The organism is Pseudoalteromonas sp. SG44-8 (genome assembly GCF_014164125.1).
Lineage (GTDB): Bacteria > Pseudomonadota > Gammaproteobacteria > Enterobacterales > Alteromonadaceae > Pseudoalteromonas > Pseudoalteromonas rhizosphaerae.
In genome coordinates this window covers 1-18,055 of the sequence record NZ_JACJEQ010000010.1, presented here as the reverse complement: position 1 = coordinate 18,055, position 18,055 = coordinate 1, and the positions used below count along the sequence as shown (strand labels likewise).

Sequence of the window (18,055 nt, the reverse complement as noted above, 5' to 3'; positions counted from 1 at the left end):
ATCTGACCTTACTATTTGGTTGATAAATGTAGGAACGTTTTTTTCATTTCTGAATTCAACATGTCGAAATCATGCACTTATTCAAAATGGGTAAGGCTTTTATTTGAATACATAGATAAGTTGAGGCTGATGATGATGTAACTGTTAATCTTGTCATCACGCTATTGATAAATACTCCCCTTTAAACATTAGGTCGGTTAAGATGATGTTGGATTATAGTAGCAGCAAACTAAATACTTTAAATAATGCGATATACTTTTTTAGATTTTGAATTCGACAGTAACAACTTAATACTCAGCAAAAATGGCGACGATATTGATATTCGTCCTAATGAAGCTAAGCTATTGGCGTTACTGCTTTCTGATTCCACACAAGTTTTTAGTAAAGATGCTATTTTAACTAAGGTTTGGCACGATAAAGTGGTGTCTGAACAGGCTGTATTTCAAAATATTAGCCATCTAAGAGCTGTTTTTGGTAATAGCGCGATTAAAACTTTCCCTAAGCGTGGTTATCAATGGCAATTGAATACAAGCCAAATACAAACAGCAGTAATAACTGAGCCTCGATCTGTAAACATTACGACTACTACAATTAAAGCTAAGCCAATTGCAACTATGCCATTGACACAAAAAATCGGTGCTAACGCAACGTCTGACATAAACTCAAGCGATATATTTAAAGTTGGCCCTGCAGAAAAAAAGCCTATGGGATTTTATGCTTTGCTCACAAGTTTACTGGTTGTTTTCGCCACAGCAATCTTAATCCTATTCCCACATAGTTCTGATAAAGTCGCCGCACCTGCTGCAATTGGCATTGCTTATATACCTTTTACTCAAAGCCTTAGTAACAACACTATAAAGCTCGCTGATGATGAATTTTTTGATTTTACAGAACTACCCCAACTAAGCCCTTTGCACTTTGAAACATCGATTGAGAGTGAATATCCAAAGCTTGCTGATAAGCATCCACTGATACTAACCGCCAACGTACGTACCTATAATTCACTCACCTATCTAGATTTTATCTTGAAAGGTCCTATTACGGACTGGCGCGGACAATTAACAGGTTCTTCCAATCAAGCAGTGATAAGCAAGCTAAAACAGCACTTATCACAAGATTACATTTATGACTTATTAATGTCACCACAGTCACTTGAAATCAGACTGGCTAAGTTATCTATCGCCCATAAAAGCAAACCTAACGACTTTATTAACTTAGGCAAGTTGGCGATGCTTTATATTCAAATGGAAGAGTTTGAAAAAGCCATGGTAATGGCTGATAAACTTGCTAATTTTGCTATTGAAGCACAAAACACACAACAATTAGGTAACGCCCTATTACTACAAAGTGAAATTTTAACAAGAAAAGAATTGTTTGAGCTCAGTTCAGAAAAACTCGCCAGCGCAATTTCTCAATTCAAAAAGATTAATGATGCTAAGCGCCTAGCAGATGCCTGGTTTGCTCAATCTTGGTTAGATCACCAAAATAAAAACTACAATGCGGTGAAAGCAAGTTTGCTCAAATCCGCGCAATTATCACTGCAGGTTAACGATATACTGCGTGAATTAGATGCTCTCACTTACCTTTCAGTTTTAGCTTATAAAAATAAGCAAGCAACAGACCAATACCTTTATTTACAACAAGCTGAACGTAAAATGAAAGCGTATAACTTGCCACCATATCACTTTGCTAAAATCCCCTTTCATTATGCTATTTTTGCCCAAACGCCAGCAGACAAAGAACCTCATTTTAAACAAGTACTCGACTTTACCAAATTAACGCCTGACCACTGGGTTGCGCAAAGTAGCCGCAAGAGTTTGCTACAATATTACCTTGATGAAAATCGCTTGGCGGAAGCCAAGGCATTGATTGATAATTTATCTGTAACGACTACATCTATTGATAGTCCACAAAACTCTTATCTAAAAACTTTATTTGCCCAAGCCAGTAAACAAACAAAGGACTTTAATCGCTTAGCAAAACGCACCTTTGAACAAGCGCAACTTTCTGGTGACAGAAACCTGAGTTTGGATGTTGCGTTGTTATTATGTAGTGATAACAATGACTCTGAAAATTACGACTTCTATTCTCAATATATTACTGAGCATGCGGGTGAGAATTGGCGACGTTATAATAAAGATAAATTACTTACGCTTAATCTTTAAAAACGCTATTTAAAAATTTTTTTGCTCTTTTTTATCGAGCTAGTAAGGGTAGCAAGCATATTTCAAGAGCCACGCTAAAAAGCTACCCAAGTAGTTTTTGCTTTTTCTAACTAGGTATTAACTCGCTTTCAAGGATAACCAATTCAGTTTCCAATTATTGTCGCGAGATTTTAGGGTTAGTGTATTCTTACCTTGTTTCAACTTAACCAGAGAGCCTTGCTGAATTTGCCATTTATCGTAACCGCCGGTTTTAAGTACTGGGTTTTCAGCCAATTTTTTTTCATTACTATAGACGTCAAATCCTTTGGTATCTCGTTCGGCTGCAACACGATATTCAAGTTGGTAAAACCCTGCTTTGGCGACATTAAGCTGATAAGTAATAACAGCGTTTTTACCTATAGCATCTGGCCCCGTTAAGACGCTACCAAAGCGCTCACCATCAGAGCTAAAAGAAATTACACTATCACTAAATTCGACTGCCCATTCAGCTTCTACTTTACCGGGAACACTTATCCAACCTGGTTCAATGGTTATCGGCTTACTGTAGTGACTTTGCAGATGCTGTTTAACAGCCACCACGGTATAGTCATATTTATGTTGCCCAATATTTTTATCTGTAAACGTTGTTTGAGTCAGGTTGCTTGCAAGTAACTTAAACATACCACCAGAAAGTAAATTGCGATAAACACGATAGCTATCGACATCACTGTCCTCACTTTTATCCCACGTTAGCGTTACCGAATCGTCTGTTTGCGTTAATACAACATTAGTCACTTGGGCTGGAATAGCAGGCTGATTATCTCGGCGCTTTTGCTCTTGTTGTTGAGCAAAAATTAACTCACGTTGAAATTTTTGACTGCTTTTAGCTAGTTTGGGGGCGGCTCCATCAAGTGCGAGTCTAAAGCCATCAACGCCGCCAGCAAAATCTTCTGGAATAGCGCCTCGACTAAATAGCGGACTATGACTCCAATGCCAACTACCACCTCGAGCAGCACGCAGCTCACACTCGTCACTTACGTAAGCTGAACCATCATTAGCGATATGCTTGTAGCCTCGCACATAACAATCAGCTAAGAATTCTTGTACATTACTTAATACATCAAACAAACCAAAAGCATTAGGCTCATACATACCAACAATGCTGGCGTAAGCTGAGTGATCATTACAATGGGCAATATCGCCACTCCAGTTGTAATAGCTAGTATTACTGTCGCGCTGCAAGATACTTTCACCGTATAAATCGCCAACATTGGCATAGTTACACACTTGTGTATTATCAGGATCGTCACCAAAATAATAATCGGTTTTAGTGCCAGCTCTAGCGGCATATTCCCACTCAGCCTCGGTTGGTAATCGATAAGGCTTACCGGTCTCCTTCGCTAACCATTTTGTATAAGCCTGTGCCGCTTGCCAATTGATACAAACAACGGGCTGAAATTCGCTGGTATTTAAGGCATTAGTTTCCCAGTTGCCTTTTGAATACTGTAAGAACCACCCGTTCATTTCATGTCGGCATTCTTTTGGTGCAGCATAATTTGTTGCCGCAATAAAACGACGAAATTCACTTACGGTGACTTCATATTTACCCAGACTAAATTCTTTAACATTGACGTTAGTAACAGGCTGGGTACTTTCTTTTTTAGTAGATCCCATAGCAAAACTGCCAGCAGGAATAGTGGCCATAATCGGCTCTATCGGTTTCGTTGTTGCATGGCCACCAGCGTTAGCAAATTCGTCAGCATGAAGATGAGCGCTGCCAATAGCACAGCAAAATGTAAGTAAGTAGTTATTGAGTTTCATTGGTACATCCTTTGTTATTCGAATTGGTATAACTAAGCCATAACAATGAAATAGTGAATGGCATTAATCTTAGAAAAAACCTACCTTTAGAGTTAAATAGAAAAATCCTAGATTAATTTTATCGAGAATACAGTGATACCCATCTTAATATTCTCATTTAGGACAACAACCAGAAAGCTGACTAATTTGCTCTATTTACTTTTCAACAATATCTATTCTACTTACAGAAAAAACTGTCAATGGGCTGTAAAACCTAAATTTAATACATGTGAATGACTGCAAGTTAGCAGCTTGCGAATTACTGACTGGGGATTTATACGAAGTTAAATACTAGGCTAAGGGTTTTTAGCAATTACTCACGTTTGCTCGTCGCTTTCTATGTAAATACTCACAATACCCTTCCTGCGATGCTGGCCTCCCGACTGCACCATGAAAAAAGATCTTTAATTGAATTATTCATAACGAGGGTAAGAGACGCTGCGCTTTAGAGTAAGTAAACGAATTTGTTTATTGATTTAGAATTGACCATCACTATATAAAAACGGTCAAAAAGAACACTAGTACCTATTGCCAGAGTTAAGGCTCGTATGTGTTATGTGTTGCCACGCTCCGCTGTCAAAGATGAGCTTTCATCCAACCTCTCGAAGTCATATTTAACCTTAGATACGACAAACAAGTCACACTGAACAACTGCCGCATCATTTAAATTAAAAAGGACATAATTATGCCCTTTAGTTAAAGAGCTTTTATAAATAATCCCGTCATACCCTTTCGATTTAATAAACTCTGATATTATTTGCGTCGGCGCATATTCTGATTTGGAATCAGATTCCGTTACAGGCCAAGAAAAAGCAATATCCATCGCAGCCCACACAGCGTCAATTTTCTGCTCAATAGAAGGTTCGTCGATGTAAAAATATGGGTACTGCTCGGCCTCAGCAGTCTCCGAAAAATCTATCAACTTCATATCCTTTGTCAAATGCAATTTAGCGATTGTTACGGGTAATCCAGGCCAAGGCCTCACTTCGTGTACCGCAGTTTCTGCATCTGCTGCTACATATAAACAAGGGTTCCCTTTTAAGTTCGCTCTCCCCTCTGAGGGGCTATTGCTCAAGGGTTTCATTCGTTTGAATGAATAAGGAATACGCTTATCAACATGGAACTCTTGTTCTGCACTATCAGTAGCCTTTTCCTTATCGCATCCAGTTTGTGCACGCCATACCACAGAACCAGATTTCAAGGTTTTAATCCTGTCATTACAAGTGTCATTAATTGAATTTAGAAATTCACTCGACTCATGATCTAAAATGTAGCGCAACTTAGAGCACGCTTTTTTAGAAAAGTCAGAATAGCTTAACCAAGATTTGAAGCTCATTCATACTCCTTAGTTTGTAGTAACACATAACACTTACAACAAGCAGTTTTGTGACGTTCTTCCACAAAATTATTCTACTACTAGTATCTAAATCAGGTGAATATTATATTCTTGGCCAGCAATTATCACCAAAATACCTGAATGCATGAGATGGTCTATCAATTTTGATAAATGTAACCTGAGCTGTTACTTCCATTGAGCTATCCTTGTCATATAAAAATTTAATCAAAGAGCACGCTCCTCTTTTATACAAAAGGCGCGTTCTCTTATTTACATTACTCATTAATAACAAATTATGTAACTGTTTGCTATCCGTATACCCAAACCACCTCTAGATGCAGAATTCAGCGTTTCACAGGGGGTTTGATATCACGGAGTTACTTTGCAAGAATGGCTGTTGGGTTTCGTTGCACTCAACCCAACCTACGGCGATAAATTTAACGCCGAGCTGCTCTGGTTTTTCCTAGCGCCTAGTACCTAAAACCTAGAACCTTTTCCTTACCTAAAATCAGCCATATCTAAATAGTGCTCTATCCCGGTGATTTTATCTTTCGCATGATGGTTTACATAAATCACTGTGCTACTGCCTGCGGTGCATATTTTTTCGATTAACAGTAAAACACGCTGCCGATTGGCTTCATCAAGCCCCAAACATGGCTCGTCTAAAATCAGTAATGTGGGGTGTTTTACCATAGCGCGGGCAATCAATAGCATGCGTTGGTCACCAAAAGACAGTTGTGTAAATGGCGTGTTTTTTAACTCACTCAAACCTAATAATGCTAACCATTGTATGGCGATATCAAGCTGAATTTGAGTTGGCTTTTGATACAAGCCAATGCTGTCGTAAAAGCCTGACACTATGGTATTGAGCGCAGAAATACTAACCCGATATTCCATATGCAAAGCATTCGAAATATAGCCAATATGCTGCTTGATTTGCCAAATACTTTCACCACTGCCGCGTTGATAGCCAAACACTTTAATATCATTGTTATAACACTGCGGATTATCGCCAGTGATTAAATTAAGCAGGCAGGTTTTGCCAGAGCCGTTTTGACCACTGAGCTGCCAATGCTGTCGTGCTTTGATTGTCCAATTTAAGTGGTTAAAAATAACCTTACCGCTATAACTGATGCTGGCATTTTGCAACCGTACTAACTCAGGCTCATTAAACTCTGGGGCACTGTGTGCCACGTCTTTGCTAGGAATCGTTAAATCAGTTTGTTGTAGGTGTAATAATTTAAATAAATCATCGCGCTGCTTAAGGTCAGGTGTTGCTAGTTGCTGTTGTAATTCGCCATTTTTCACATAACCATAATGCGTAATAAATACGGGGATTTCATCTAACCGATTAACCACAAAGACCATGGTCATGCTGGCACTTAGTTCGATTAATACGCTACGTAATAGCTCAACGCTTTGCACATCCAAACCGTCAAACGGTTCATCAAGCACAATCAATTCGGGGCGATTACTCAATGCTTTAATTAACATTAGTTTACGTGTTTCCCCGGTTGAGAGTGCGCGCAAACGTTGCTTAAGCAATGCCTCAAAAGCAAACCCTGTAATTAACTGCTGACATAGCTGTTGATCAAAATATGGGCCTGATTGCTGATAAATCAGCTCTGACACCAATTTAGGGCTGGTTTTACCATCGGTGATGTCGTCTTGATCAGCTAATAACTCAGCAGTAATCAATTGCTTTTGCAGATCTGAAGAGACTATTTCTGTACGCTTAAAATCACAACTTCGTGTACCACTGACAATATTAGCTTGATCGAGTAATACTGCTGTTATGGCTGATTTTCCTGCTCCGTTACCGCCAAGCAGCACCCAATGCTGAGCGCTCTCAACCTGCCAAGTTAGATTACTTACGAGAAAACTTTCGCGTTCATTGGTACCAAGGTTAGCCGCCACATTATTGAGTTTAATTGACTGCACAGCGATCCTTTTTAGCTCTTAAATTAATTAGTTTGAAAATACATGACTTTTATTAGCATGGCTATAGAATAAAATTCACGCGGTTTAAACCTTTTTAAATCTGCTAACGTCTAATCTATAAAGCCATTAACAACGAGTAAAAATAATGAATACACTTAGTATCTCTAGTTTAGCCGTAATCTTATTAACCAGTAGTTTAGCTGCTCATGCTGAGCAAAAAATTGAACAGACCTTTGATGTCACTGCCAAGCAGGCATTGGCGATCAACGTGCCCGTTGGCAGCCTAGACCTTAGCACCCATCAAGGCAACCAAGTAACCGTGTCGATTGAGCTAAAAGCGAAAAATGATAATTGGTTTAGTGATGATGTTGCACTTGAAGATATCACTTTAAAACATCAACAAAGTAGCGATAAGCTGAGCCTCTCGATTGATAATGACGATGTGCAACAAAGCTGGCTAGTAAGTATACCAACAACCATGGCGATAGATTTAGAGCTAGGTGTGGGCGATATTGAAGTAAATAATTTTGCTAATACTGCCAGCATCGATGTCGGTGTGGGCGCAGTAAGGATCAGCAGCGCGTTAGCTGACTATCAAACGATCACCCTAGATAGTGGTGTTGGCGACACCAAAATAGCAGGCATGAAAAATGATGCTAAACATAGCCGTAAGCTGGTCACCTCAACTAGTAAATATAACGGTGACGGCCAATACCGCATTAACGTTAAAGTCGGTGTAGGTGATATTAAAATCAGCCACTAAAATTATCAGCCCTCGTTAAATACATTCATGAGGGCTTTTTTAATATCCGCAACCGAAAATGGTTTATAAACATGTACATTAGAGCCAAGTTCATAAGTTCGCTCTAAATCACTTGGCGCAGTGTTGGCGGTGATCACAATGATCGGAACCGTTGAATTTAGTTCTTGGCGGATAATATCAATCGCTTGAAAGCCATCCATCACCGGCATGTTCAAATCCATAAAAATCACATTAAACTCACTTTCAGCAATTTTTTGTGTTGCTATTAAACCGTTTTCAGCAACTTCAACCGTGTAATTAAGCTCGGTTAAAATTCGCGATAAAATTGTCGCGTTTAATAAATTGTCTTCTACGATTAAGCAATGCAGTTGTGCAGGTAAGTTGCCTTGCTTCGTTAGTAGTGCAGCTTTAGATAATGGCAAACGGATCTTAATCTGTGCACCATGCGGTATGACATCTTTAAACTCAATGCCGCCTTGCATAGCACTGACAATATGTTGCACACGCGCTAAACCGGTTTGTAAGCCCTGAAAATCATTGCCCTGTTCGATGCTATGATGATTTAAATATGGATAGCATTGAGCAAAACCAACGCCGCTATCAGCGACCACTATTTTAATATGACCATCTTGGTAACTAACGGATATTGAAACCTGTCCAGTGCTAGTAAATTTAATGGCATTACTAAGTAGCTCGGTAATGATTTGCTGCAATCGTAAATGATCAAATTCTGTATAGCGATCTAACTCAGGACTAAGTTTTACTTCAAACTTTAACTGTTTGTTATCACAGGCAAACTGAAAAGGTGTAATAGCCGACTCAAGCGTGGTTATTAAATTACGCTTGATAAATTTTAACTGCCATTGCCCAGTATTAAACTGCTGTAGTTCATATAACTCATCCAGCATACTTACAATTCTGCTGGCACAATATTTTGCTTGTTTTTGCAATGCTTGCTGAGATTCTGATAGCTTAAGTTGCTCAATCGAGTCTACCAGCCCTTGTAGCGGTGTTCTAAATTCATGACTTGCCCGTGCGATAAAGCGCTCTTTATAAGTGCTTATCTGCTCTGCTCGCAACTTTTGCTGTTGGTATTTATTAATCGCAGCGGTAATTTGCAGCTCCATAGGCTGAAATATAAATTTCAGCTCAATGAATAGCAACACTAAAGTTAATAGCCAAAAAGCCAGCTCTAAGTTGGACAGCACTCGGGTTTTGAACTTTGCTTGTTGTTCAAATAGCGTGACTGCACCATCAAGCTCCTTGAGCAAGCGTTCAACCTCAGCAACTTTAAATCGCTTTTCTGCTGTATTTGCACTAGGAGCATTTAACAGTAGCTGCACTTTAGCCAAATACGCCAGCGACGTTTGCGCAAGGTTAATTGGTGATGAAAAATAATAAGCAACTAACTGGTCGTCTAAATATAAATAATCGCCATTAGAATGCTGTTGCACTAAAAATTCATGCCCTGATCTAAACTCTGCGCTCGCTTTAGCTAATACATCACGGTGTAATTTAATATTGCTACCAATCTCAGTAACCAAGGCATTACTATGCCAAGCGATTTTTTGTGACAACATCCGCTGCTTACCCGCAACATTGATAATATGAGCATCATCTTTTTGCACAAAAAACATAAACTGAATAAGCAGAGCACTCGCGCTCGAGAGAATCGCTATCGCTAATAACGCCCAACGATAACGCGACCGAATATTAGCAATAATTTGAATCATAATAGGCCCTATTTTTTTTAATAAGTGTAGACCAAAGGGGATAAAGCGACACTTTAAGCAATGATATTAATGAAAAAAATAAACCCCGCTTAAATGCGGGGTTTATTAATTTTGCTTTTATAATTAACGATTTTCTAAACGATTATAATCAAACAAACCGTACTCCACACCACGGTATTGCTTGGCAACTTTGTGCAAAATATCACTGTATTGCCAAAATTGCGGATGTGTTCGGCGAATTGCAAACTGACTCTTTAATGCTCTGTAATCGGCTTCTATTTGCATCAATGGTAGTTGCTCGGCAAATGATGCAAGTTGTTGTGGATTATTCAAATACCAAATTGTTTCAGGGTAATCACCAATAAAACCAGGCACAATGGTGACTGTATCTTCTGCATAAGCGCGCTGCCCTTCTTCGTTCAATAAACTAGAAATATTATAATGAGCATTGTGATGGATCACGGTATACGCTTGATGCTCTGCAGCACCGTCTTTCACTAATATAAACGAGATTTGCGGCAGTAAATTAATTGCTTTTGCAGGCATATTATTTAATTGCTGTAACGGCTCTGGTACTTGTGTGTAATCGAAGCGCGGACTTAACACCGGTTTTAGCGTTTGTTTAATTAAGCCATATAACTCGTGTTGTTGATCCTGTGTTTTGTAGTCAATTCCTGTTGGCTGACTAAACTTATCACCACTTTCAAAGAAATTAGTTAAACTCGGTGGTGCTTTACGATACCAGTTTGCTTTTAACTCTTTACGCTGTGGCTTAGGTAACAATGCTAAAAAGTTTTGCTCGCCTTCTAGACGCAAAAAATCCATGTATAAACGAGTGATCAACTGATGGCCAACATTACCGTAGACATCAAACCCGGCAACTAATAAATAATGTATCCGCTCAAAAAGTGCGTAATCTAATACCCACATGGTTTTTGGCTCTTGGCCAATAAAACCTTTAACCACAGTCGCACTATCAAAATGGCGGAAAATAGTCAGAGCAGCATTATCATTTACCTCGTCACCACGCCATAATAGGTCGGTGGTTAGGTTTTCACCATTTTTGAACATACTATTTGCCAACGTAACCTTGCCTTTAAGGTAAGTATTCTGACGTTTGGCGTATTTGACCCAGCTAGATATAGCTAAAGTATTGCTTTCTTCAGCCGCTGGCAATGCCAAGGCATCTTCATGTTGTAGCAGCATTTCACCCACTTCTGGCGTTGCAACTTTAGCAGGATCAGCAAATGCCACCCAAAAATGATCATTAATAACATTTAACGCTATTTGACCACGACAAACAGGCCCTTTAATAAAGCCCATAATAATTAATTCAGCTTCATCTAGCATGAATTGATATTTAGATTTAACCGGCATGTCGGCAAACACTTTAAATGGGTTGGATGCTATTTCTGGCAAGTAACTTGGCATGCTTTCAACGTGATAATCAGGCGCAATAAACTGGCTGTACAAGCGCGCTAACTTACTGTCATTCAGTGCCAGTGGTAAATGCGTTTTTGCCAAAATAGTCGAACGGTCATGCATTAAGCGATAATACACACGTTCCACTTTAGGATCATCGTAAGGGCGGCGGGTATTTATTAACTCAATGTCCTGCCCTGGTGGCGTACTCGAACGCACCAATTTAAAAAAGCTTTTTTCATCATCTTGAGCAAAATAAATATGCGCTAAATACCAATGTTCAAACACATAACGTGCTGTTAATTGATACTTTAAATCGTCTTGGTTTAAAAAGCTCTCCCAGCGTTGTGCTTGAGCTAAAGCAGCTTTGCTTGGCGGTTTAATATGCGCCATTTTACCGCCCTCTTTAAGCCACTTTTCAAGGTGCTTAAATTCAGTACGCGAAATACCAGGTAACCCATATGGCATCCCGGAATGAGGTTGACTGTTGGCAAGGCTGTCAAATTCTCCTATAGTGGCGCAGCTTTGCGAGCGATCCAGAGAAAAATCAAACTCATCACCTAGAATCTCATCATTTGGTAGCGGTGAGCTCATTTTTAAAACTAAACTGTTGTACAACACGCTACCAGCAAGATTTGCTTGCTCTGTTTGCGCTCGTTCATTCAATACAGGGGTAAAGTCTTTATCACGCCACTGGCTAGTATTCGTTGCATCAAAAAGTAAGCGGCTGGGAGTCGATGCTAATAAACGAGTACCATTGTAAACACGTTCCTTACTTAGGCCGCGGTCAATTCCTTCTGGAGATGAAAGTTTCAGTTGGCATGGTGCATCATAGCAGCCATGACAAACCACACAGCGACTCTCGATCACCGGTTGTACATGTTGTAAAAACTCAGCACCGCTACCTGAGTTATGTTCAACCATACGCTGCTGTGTTTGCTCTGGCCCGAATAGCTCATTGTAATGAGCGGCACCTAAATAAGCGCAGCCACTGAGCACAATAATTAGTGCACTCAGCAAAAAAGACTTTCTCATCGAATTACTCGTCCTCATCGCCCAAGTCAAACGTCGGCATCATATCCATTTGTGGGGACACAAATGTTTGCTCTGATTGGGTCTCGAGTACTGCGCTCAATAATGGTCCACGCGTTAAAGTTAGCTGTGCTTGATGTGCATCGCTTGCTAAGTCTGCAAACGCCGGGTTATGGGCTTCTACAATATAATCTGAAATAGTAATAGCAATGCTGCTATCCGGTGCTGGATTTTGACAAAGCTGGGTCAGTAAATCGTCATCTAAAAGTACGCTTATTGAGAGATCTGGAGTCGATAAATCTCGCTCATTTAAGGTCTCATCAAAAAGAAATAACGGAAGGGTTAAACTACTATCTTGCTCTAATTCCATGTGCTGCTCTCAAATACTTAAATCGTTAATATGACAGCATTATAGCAAAAATTAATTAAATTTAGCTAAACTGACTGCTGATTTACAGCCTGTTTAGCTATTAAAGATAACCTACATTAAATATTATTTACCAAGGCAGGGTTTCACCATTTGAATGCCAAAAACCACCGCTATTACTGAGATTTAGTTCATCAATACGCTGTGTTAAGCGCTGTGCAGATTCCTCTGCTGAGATATCGCCTGCAAAATTAACCATTTGCGTTTGCACAAAACCCGGATGAAATAAACCAACAGCAATTTTTTTACTTTTTAATTCATGAGCTAAGCTCACTGATGCGGCATTAAGTGCAGCCTTTGACATACGATAACCAATATAACCACCAGAACCATTATCGGCAATAGAACCCATACGGCTGGTGATCATAGCGACTTTAGCATCAACACCTAAACTGTGGATCAAAGCATGAGTCACTCGGATCGGTGCTACCGCATTGACCGCAATTTGTTGATTGATGGTATCAAAATCCATCTCTGCCATACTTTCATTATGGAAAATACCGGCATTGTTGATCAACACATCAATCTTATGACCGTGCAATTGGCTCTCAAGCGTTTCGATATCTGCTGCATTGGCAACATCAATATTACTGATCACAGTTACATCTAACGCTTTAAGTTCGGCACTAGGGCTTCGTACCACTGCAGTTACCTGATATCCCTTTGCTAAATATTGCTGACATAAATTAAGACCGATGCCACGATTTGCACCTGTAATTACCACGTGCTTTGCCATACTTTTACTCCCATTCTATATACACTCTATAACTGAGAGTTTGGGGCAAACAAAAATAAAAAAAGCACCTGAGTGCTTTTTTAGTCAATTAAATTAAGCATAACTAGCTGCATTTCAGATCATTTATGAAGGAGAACATAATTGAAAACACCGCCCTTGTTGAGCGGTGATCACACTAAAGCTGCCCAATTCGGGAATATCGGTTGGTGGTACACAAACCTTTCCATCTGGCTATTAATCTTGAAACTGGAACTTGGCCGTTTAACACTCGGCTCTTTTTAGTGGCTATGCCCACCACCAAGCGCTTTACCATTAGCATCATAAAAGCCCGACGCACCATGCTCGATAAATCCTAAGTTAATCATTTTGGCTAAAAATGGGTCGCCTTCGTTATCACCGATATCCGCATAGTCAGTCGTTTGATAAGCATCCCATAGGGCAAATTGCTGCTGTATCGGAGCTTTTTTAAAGTCCACAGTGCCCAACGTTAATGTTTGAGTAAGTTGCGGTTTACTAATACTCATTGCGCCTACCAGCTTTTGATTTACCAACCATGCAAGCTCAATCGTAGTATCACCTTGCACTAATTGATAATGCTGTATTTTCTTGCAGCCATCACCTTGCTCATCGGTTAAAGTCATCTTAGCAATAAAATCATCACTAACTAATTGGTATTTAGTACTCCAATCTTGCTGACCTTGCACCTCTGAAGGTTGATATTCAATACCACGCTGCGGTGTTTGAAAGTAACGAATTGGCCGAATTTGCTGATTACTCAACTGTTGCCACACTTCAACTAATTCAAGGCCTTGCTCTGCAACCTGATGGGGTGTTCGCCATAATGTAAACTGTTGAGATTCAGCTACAGCTTTGCCCGCAACTTGCTTACTAACCTGATAGCTTGCTTGCACATATTGACTGTCCAACGCGCACTGCGTGGCACTGGCCAATGGACTTATTAACGCTAAAGATAGGATAATTTTTTTCACTGGATTCTCTTTTCGATTTAATACCGTGGGTCACTGTAATGTGTTTATTTTGCAGATTAATGACAAAGAGCAACTCAGTTTTGAGTTGCTCTTTAGTAAAGCGTATTACATGACAATTACTTAATTTGTAACTTTAGCATCCGCTTGTTTTACTAAGTCAGCTGCATAATCCATCACGTGAAAAATAAAGCTCTGCTCGTTAGTACCTGTTACCAAATGCGCACCAGGGCCAATTGCATAAACACCAACATCTTCACCCGCATGAGTTTCAGATGACAGCGGCACAAGTGCTTCTTGGTGGAAACCTGGACTTTGCGTATCCACATCGGTTAAATCAACACGACCGGTTACTGGGGCAAAGTCGTAACCTACTTCAGCATCCGTTTCCTGACCTAAATCTCTAAAGCCGCCACCATTAGCATAGCCTACAGTGGTGTATGGCATATTATCGGCAGCAAGTGTTGGCTCGGTTTCACCCACGGCAACCACTTTACCTAAAATTGGATTACCGCGTTTTGGGTAGCCTGCGATAGTAAATACATGGCTGTGATCGGCAGTGACAATAATCAGCGTATCTTCAATGCTGGTTTTATCAAGCGCCACTTGCACCGCTTTTGATAACTCAATGGTATCGCTTAAAGCGTTATAGGCATTGCCCGCATGGTGAGCATGGTCAATTCGTCCAGCTTCAACCGTTAAGAAAAAGCCTTTCTCGTTGTTATCCAATACATCCAGTGCTTTTGCTGTCATCTCTGATAACGATGGTTCACCCGCAATATCATTGCCACGGTCAGCTTCGTATTGCATGTGAGATTCATTAAACAAGCCAAAAATTTGTTTAGTGTTAGTCACATCAATCGCATTAAAACCTGCTTGATCCATTACGTATTGACCATTTGGATACTGAGCTTGCCATTCAGCAGTTAAATCACGGCCATCAGTACGATCGCCTTCTACCGAGCTTACTGCATCAGCTGAATTATATGCTGCGTCTTTTGGTAAGAAATGACGACGACCGCCACCCATTACCACTTCAAGACCATCAACATCGATCCCAGCAAAACGCGCTTCTAAGTTCTTTTCAAAGTTAACCAGTTGCGATGCAATATCTTCACAATTAGCCGCTTCCGACTCAGGCATATCTGAAACATCTTCCCAATTGCGGTTTGCCGCTTTTGCATACGTTGCAGCTGGTGTGGCATGGGTAATACGTGCCGTTGAAATAAGTCCCGTTGATTTACCTGCAATTTCCGCAAGCTCTAATGACGTTACTAATTCATGGCCTTTACCTGACAAACAATTACCATTAACCACTGCTTCATCAATACCAATAACACCGACATCAGTTTTTACGCCTGATGCCATTGCTGTCATCGTACCTGCAGAATCAGGTGTTTGTGCATCAACATTATAAGTTTTAGCAAACCCTGAAAACGGTAGTGTTTCAAAGCTTAACTGATGTTCTTCACCCATTTTGCCCTGTAACTGACCCGCTAAAATACGCGCAGCTGTTACTGTTGAAATCCCCATACCGTCGCCAACAAACAAAATGACGTTTTTCGCTTTGCCAGACTCTTTAACAATATTAGCAATATTATCTTGGCTACTAGCTAATTTAGTGTGTGCTTCTTTATACCAAGTATTGGTAGTAAGCGGCGCTAACTGTTGTGGATTCAATGAAGTTTCAGCATCGTTACACACTACAGTGGTTGTAGTTACTTCATCTGCATCAAGCTCACCATTTTGATTGCTGTCGTCACCTGTTAGGGTTTCAATGCCACCATTGATACATTGCTCAGAGCCAACTGCAAGCGTATTTTTAACCGTCAGTGACTCAATTTTATCGTCATCATCAGAGCAACCCGCTAACGCAACAACCACAGCAAGAGATATTAAGTTAAGTTTTTTCATTGTAATCACCATTATTCTTCTATTAGTTCGAGCGCTTGACTGATAATGTGGAAAATAACATTTTGCTCCACAACGCCTTGTGCCAACTGTGCCCCAGGGCCCTTAGCATGCAATGAAATATCTTCACCTGCATGAGTTTCCGAGCTAAGTGGGACTGCTGCTTCTTGATGAAAGCCCGGTGTTAAGGTATCAACACCACTTAATTCAACACGCCCAGCAACTGCTGCGGCTAAATATGAAGCGTCTGCATCTGTTTCATCACCTAAATCTCTAAAGCCCAAGCCATTTGCGTAACCGACTGTGGTATAAGGCATACCGTCAGCTGCAAGGGTTGGAGTATCGCGACCTACTGCTACAACTTGACCCAAAATTGGGTTACCGCGTTTTGGATAGCCAGCAATGGTAAATACATGGCTGTGATCCGCAGTGACTAAAATAAGTGTTTCATTTGGATCGGTATTTTCTACTGCTGCTTTTACCGCATTGGCAAATTCAATTGTGTCATTTAATGCGTTGTAAGCATTACCGGCATGGTGGGCGTGATCGATACGACCCGATTCAACCGTTAGGAAAAACCCTTTTTCATTATTCTTTAAGATATCAATCGCTTTAGTCGTCATTTGCGTTAATGAAGGCTCACCTGCAATATCATTACTGCGATCCGCTTCATATTGCATATGCGATTCATTAAATAATCCAAATACGCGTTTGGTATCGCCATTTATTGCGTCAAAGCCGGCCTGATCAGTAATGTATTTACCATCGCTATACATTTGCTGCCATTGCGCTGTTAAATCACGTTCATCAGTACGATCACCTTCGACTGCACTCATAGCATCATTAGAGTTAAATGCAGCATCTTTTGGTAAGAAATGACGACGGCCGCCACCCATCACCACTTCTAGACCATCAACATCAACACCCGCAAAGCGCGCTTCAAGATTTTTTTCGAAATTAACTAATTGCGACGCAATATCTTCACAACCTGCAGTGACTGCATCTGCAGGCATGTCGGAAATGTCTTCCCAATTACGATCAGCTGATTTTGCATACGTTGCAGCTGGCGTTGCGTGGGTGATCCGTGCAGTAGAAATAATACCTGTGGCTAGGCCTTTAATTTCTGCAAGCTCTGTAGCTGTAATTAATTCATTACCTGCTACAGTTGCACATTTGCCACGTTCAATGTCTTCGTTAACACCAATAACACCAACATCCGTTTTAACACCTGAGATAATAGCCGTCATGGTGCCTGCTGAATCCGGTGTTTGCGCATCGACGTTATACGTTTTTATTTGTGCCGAATACGGAAATTCTTCAAAGCTCAAAAAGCCCTCTTCTCCTAAAGCGCCTTGTTTTTGGCCTGCAAGGATACGTGCTGCGGTGAGGGTTGATATACCCATGCCATCACCAACAAATAGAATTACGTTCTTTGCTTTAGTGGCTGGTGTTGCATTAGCCATCGTTTCTTTAGAGGTTAATTTAGCCTGTGCAGCGCTATACCAATCACTTTTCATTTGGTTATCAGGTAACACACCTGCATTAGCACCCGCTGACAACGCCAGTGTTAAACCAATTGCAGTCGCAATTTTATTAATTTTCATTTTTAAGTTCCATTGATACGATTTGGTCAAGAATGTCTGTAGTAATGAGAGCATCATATTAGGTAGGTTTTGTTACTTAAAAAGTGACTTTATGTTACATAAAAATTAAAAGTTACATTATTTTTGTTTGTTATATCATAACGTTACAATGATTCAGCGG

At 40.2% G+C, this 18,055-nt stretch carries 12 protein-coding genes; 2 read left to right on the top strand and 10 right to left on the bottom strand.

Annotation, left to right across the window (positions count from 1 at the left end; all coding sequences use genetic code 11):
• The first annotated feature begins 245 nt into the window (after positions 1-245).
• Positions 246-2,165 (top strand): transcriptional regulator, encoded by a 1,920-nt coding sequence (locus H5163_RS10105; protein WP_182735049.1) that lies wholly within the window; start codon positions 246-248, stop codon positions 2,163-2,165.
• 117 nt (positions 2,166-2,282) lie between these two features.
• On the opposite strand, the gene H5163_RS10100 is transcribed toward H5163_RS10105, so the two are convergent.
• The 3 genes from H5163_RS10100 to H5163_RS10090 form a co-directional block, all read right to left on the bottom strand.
• Positions 2,283-3,965: an SUMF1/EgtB/PvdO family nonheme iron enzyme gene (locus H5163_RS10100; RefSeq protein WP_145238352.1), complete on the bottom strand. Its 1,683-nt coding sequence runs from the start codon at positions 3,963-3,965 to the stop codon at positions 2,283-2,285.
• Between the two features lie 592 nt (positions 3,966-4,557).
• Complete coding sequence (locus H5163_RS10095; RefSeq protein ID WP_220494570.1) at positions 4,558-5,340, bottom strand: RES family NAD+ phosphorylase; 783 nt, start codon at positions 5,338-5,340, stop codon at positions 4,558-4,560.
• Between the two features lie 498 nt (positions 5,341-5,838).
• A complete protein-coding gene (locus tag H5163_RS10090) occupies positions 5,839-7,281 on the bottom strand; it encodes an ATP-binding cassette domain-containing protein (RefSeq protein WP_182735048.1) in 1,443 nt (480 codons plus the stop codon).
• A gap of 145 nt (positions 7,282-7,426) precedes the next feature.
• On the opposite strand from H5163_RS10090, the gene H5163_RS10085 reads away from it, so the two are divergent.
• Positions 7,427-8,044, top strand: coding sequence for a hypothetical protein (locus H5163_RS10085; protein WP_182735047.1), 618 nt, complete (start codon positions 7,427-7,429; stop codon positions 8,042-8,044).
• A gap of 5 nt (positions 8,045-8,049) precedes the next feature.
• Here H5163_RS10085 and H5163_RS10080 read toward each other — a convergent pair whose 3' ends face one another.
• The 7 genes from H5163_RS10080 to H5163_RS10050 form a co-directional block, all read right to left on the bottom strand.
• The gene (locus tag H5163_RS10080; RefSeq protein ID WP_182735046.1) at positions 8,050-9,777 is read right to left on the bottom strand and encodes a response regulator; all 1,728 of its coding nucleotides are present in this window, start codon (positions 9,775-9,777) and stop codon (positions 8,050-8,052) included.
• A 123-nt stretch (positions 9,778-9,900) separates the two neighbouring features.
• Positions 9,901-12,234 carry a fatty acid cis/trans isomerase gene (locus H5163_RS10075; RefSeq protein WP_182735045.1) on the bottom strand — a complete coding sequence of 778 codons (2,334 nt, stop codon included), beginning with the start codon at positions 12,232-12,234 and terminating at the stop codon, positions 9,901-9,903.
• A 4-nt stretch (positions 12,235-12,238) separates the two neighbouring features.
• Positions 12,239-12,601 carry a hypothetical protein gene (locus H5163_RS10070; protein WP_182731668.1) on the bottom strand — a complete coding sequence of 121 codons (363 nt, stop codon included), beginning with the start codon at positions 12,599-12,601 and terminating at the stop codon, positions 12,239-12,241.
• Positions 12,602-12,728: 127 nt separating this feature from the next.
• Positions 12,729-13,394 carry an SDR family oxidoreductase gene (locus tag H5163_RS10065; protein WP_182735044.1) on the bottom strand — a complete coding sequence of 222 codons (666 nt, stop codon included), beginning with the start codon at positions 13,392-13,394 and terminating at the stop codon, positions 12,729-12,731.
• A 278-nt stretch (positions 13,395-13,672) separates the two neighbouring features.
• Positions 13,673-14,383 carry a hypothetical protein gene (locus H5163_RS10060; RefSeq protein WP_182735043.1) on the bottom strand — a complete coding sequence of 237 codons (711 nt, stop codon included), beginning with the start codon at positions 14,381-14,383 and terminating at the stop codon, positions 13,673-13,675.
• A 120-nt stretch (positions 14,384-14,503) separates the two neighbouring features.
• Entirely contained in the window at positions 14,504-16,294 is a 1,791-nt protein-coding gene (locus H5163_RS10055; RefSeq protein WP_145238331.1) for an alkaline phosphatase, read from the bottom strand.
• A gap of 11 nt (positions 16,295-16,305) precedes the next feature.
• Positions 16,306-17,895, bottom strand: coding sequence for an alkaline phosphatase (locus tag H5163_RS10050; RefSeq protein ID WP_145238328.1), 1,590 nt, complete (start codon positions 17,893-17,895; stop codon positions 16,306-16,308).
• Between the last annotated feature and the right edge of the window lie 160 nt (positions 17,896-18,055).

Bases quoted from the DNA above. Each gene is read 5' to 3' on its own strand.
- H5163_RS10095 (WP_220494570.1), bottom strand. From the start codon at position 5,340: ATGAGCTTCAAATCTTGGTTAAGCTATTCTGACTTTTCTAAAAAAGCG.
- H5163_RS10065 (WP_182735044.1), bottom strand. From the start codon at position 13,394: ATGGCAAAGCACGTGGTAATTACAGGTGCAAATCGTGGCATCGGTCTT.
- H5163_RS10080 (WP_182735046.1), bottom strand. From the start codon at position 9,777: ATGATTCAAATTATTGCTAATATTCGGTCGCGTTATCGTTGGGCGTTA.
- H5163_RS10055 (WP_145238331.1), bottom strand. From the start codon at position 16,294: ATGAAAAAACTTAACTTAATATCTCTTGCTGTGGTTGTTGCGTTAGCG.
- H5163_RS10070 (WP_182731668.1), bottom strand. From the start codon at position 12,601: ATGGAATTAGAGCAAGATAGTAGTTTAACCCTTCCGTTATTTCTTTTT.
- H5163_RS10075 (WP_182735045.1), bottom strand. From the start codon at position 12,234: ATGAGAAAGTCTTTTTTGCTGAGTGCACTAATTATTGTGCTCAGTGGC.
- H5163_RS10100 (WP_145238352.1), bottom strand. From the start codon at position 3,965: ATGAAACTCAATAACTACTTACTTACATTTTGCTGTGCTATTGGCAGC.
- H5163_RS10105 (WP_182735049.1), top strand. From the start codon at position 246: ATGCGATATACTTTTTTAGATTTTGAATTCGACAGTAACAACTTAATA.
- H5163_RS10050 (WP_145238328.1), bottom strand. From the start codon at position 17,895: ATGAAAATTAATAAAATTGCGACTGCAATTGGTTTAACACTGGCGTTG.
- H5163_RS10085 (WP_182735047.1), top strand. From the start codon at position 7,427: ATGAATACACTTAGTATCTCTAGTTTAGCCGTAATCTTATTAACCAGT.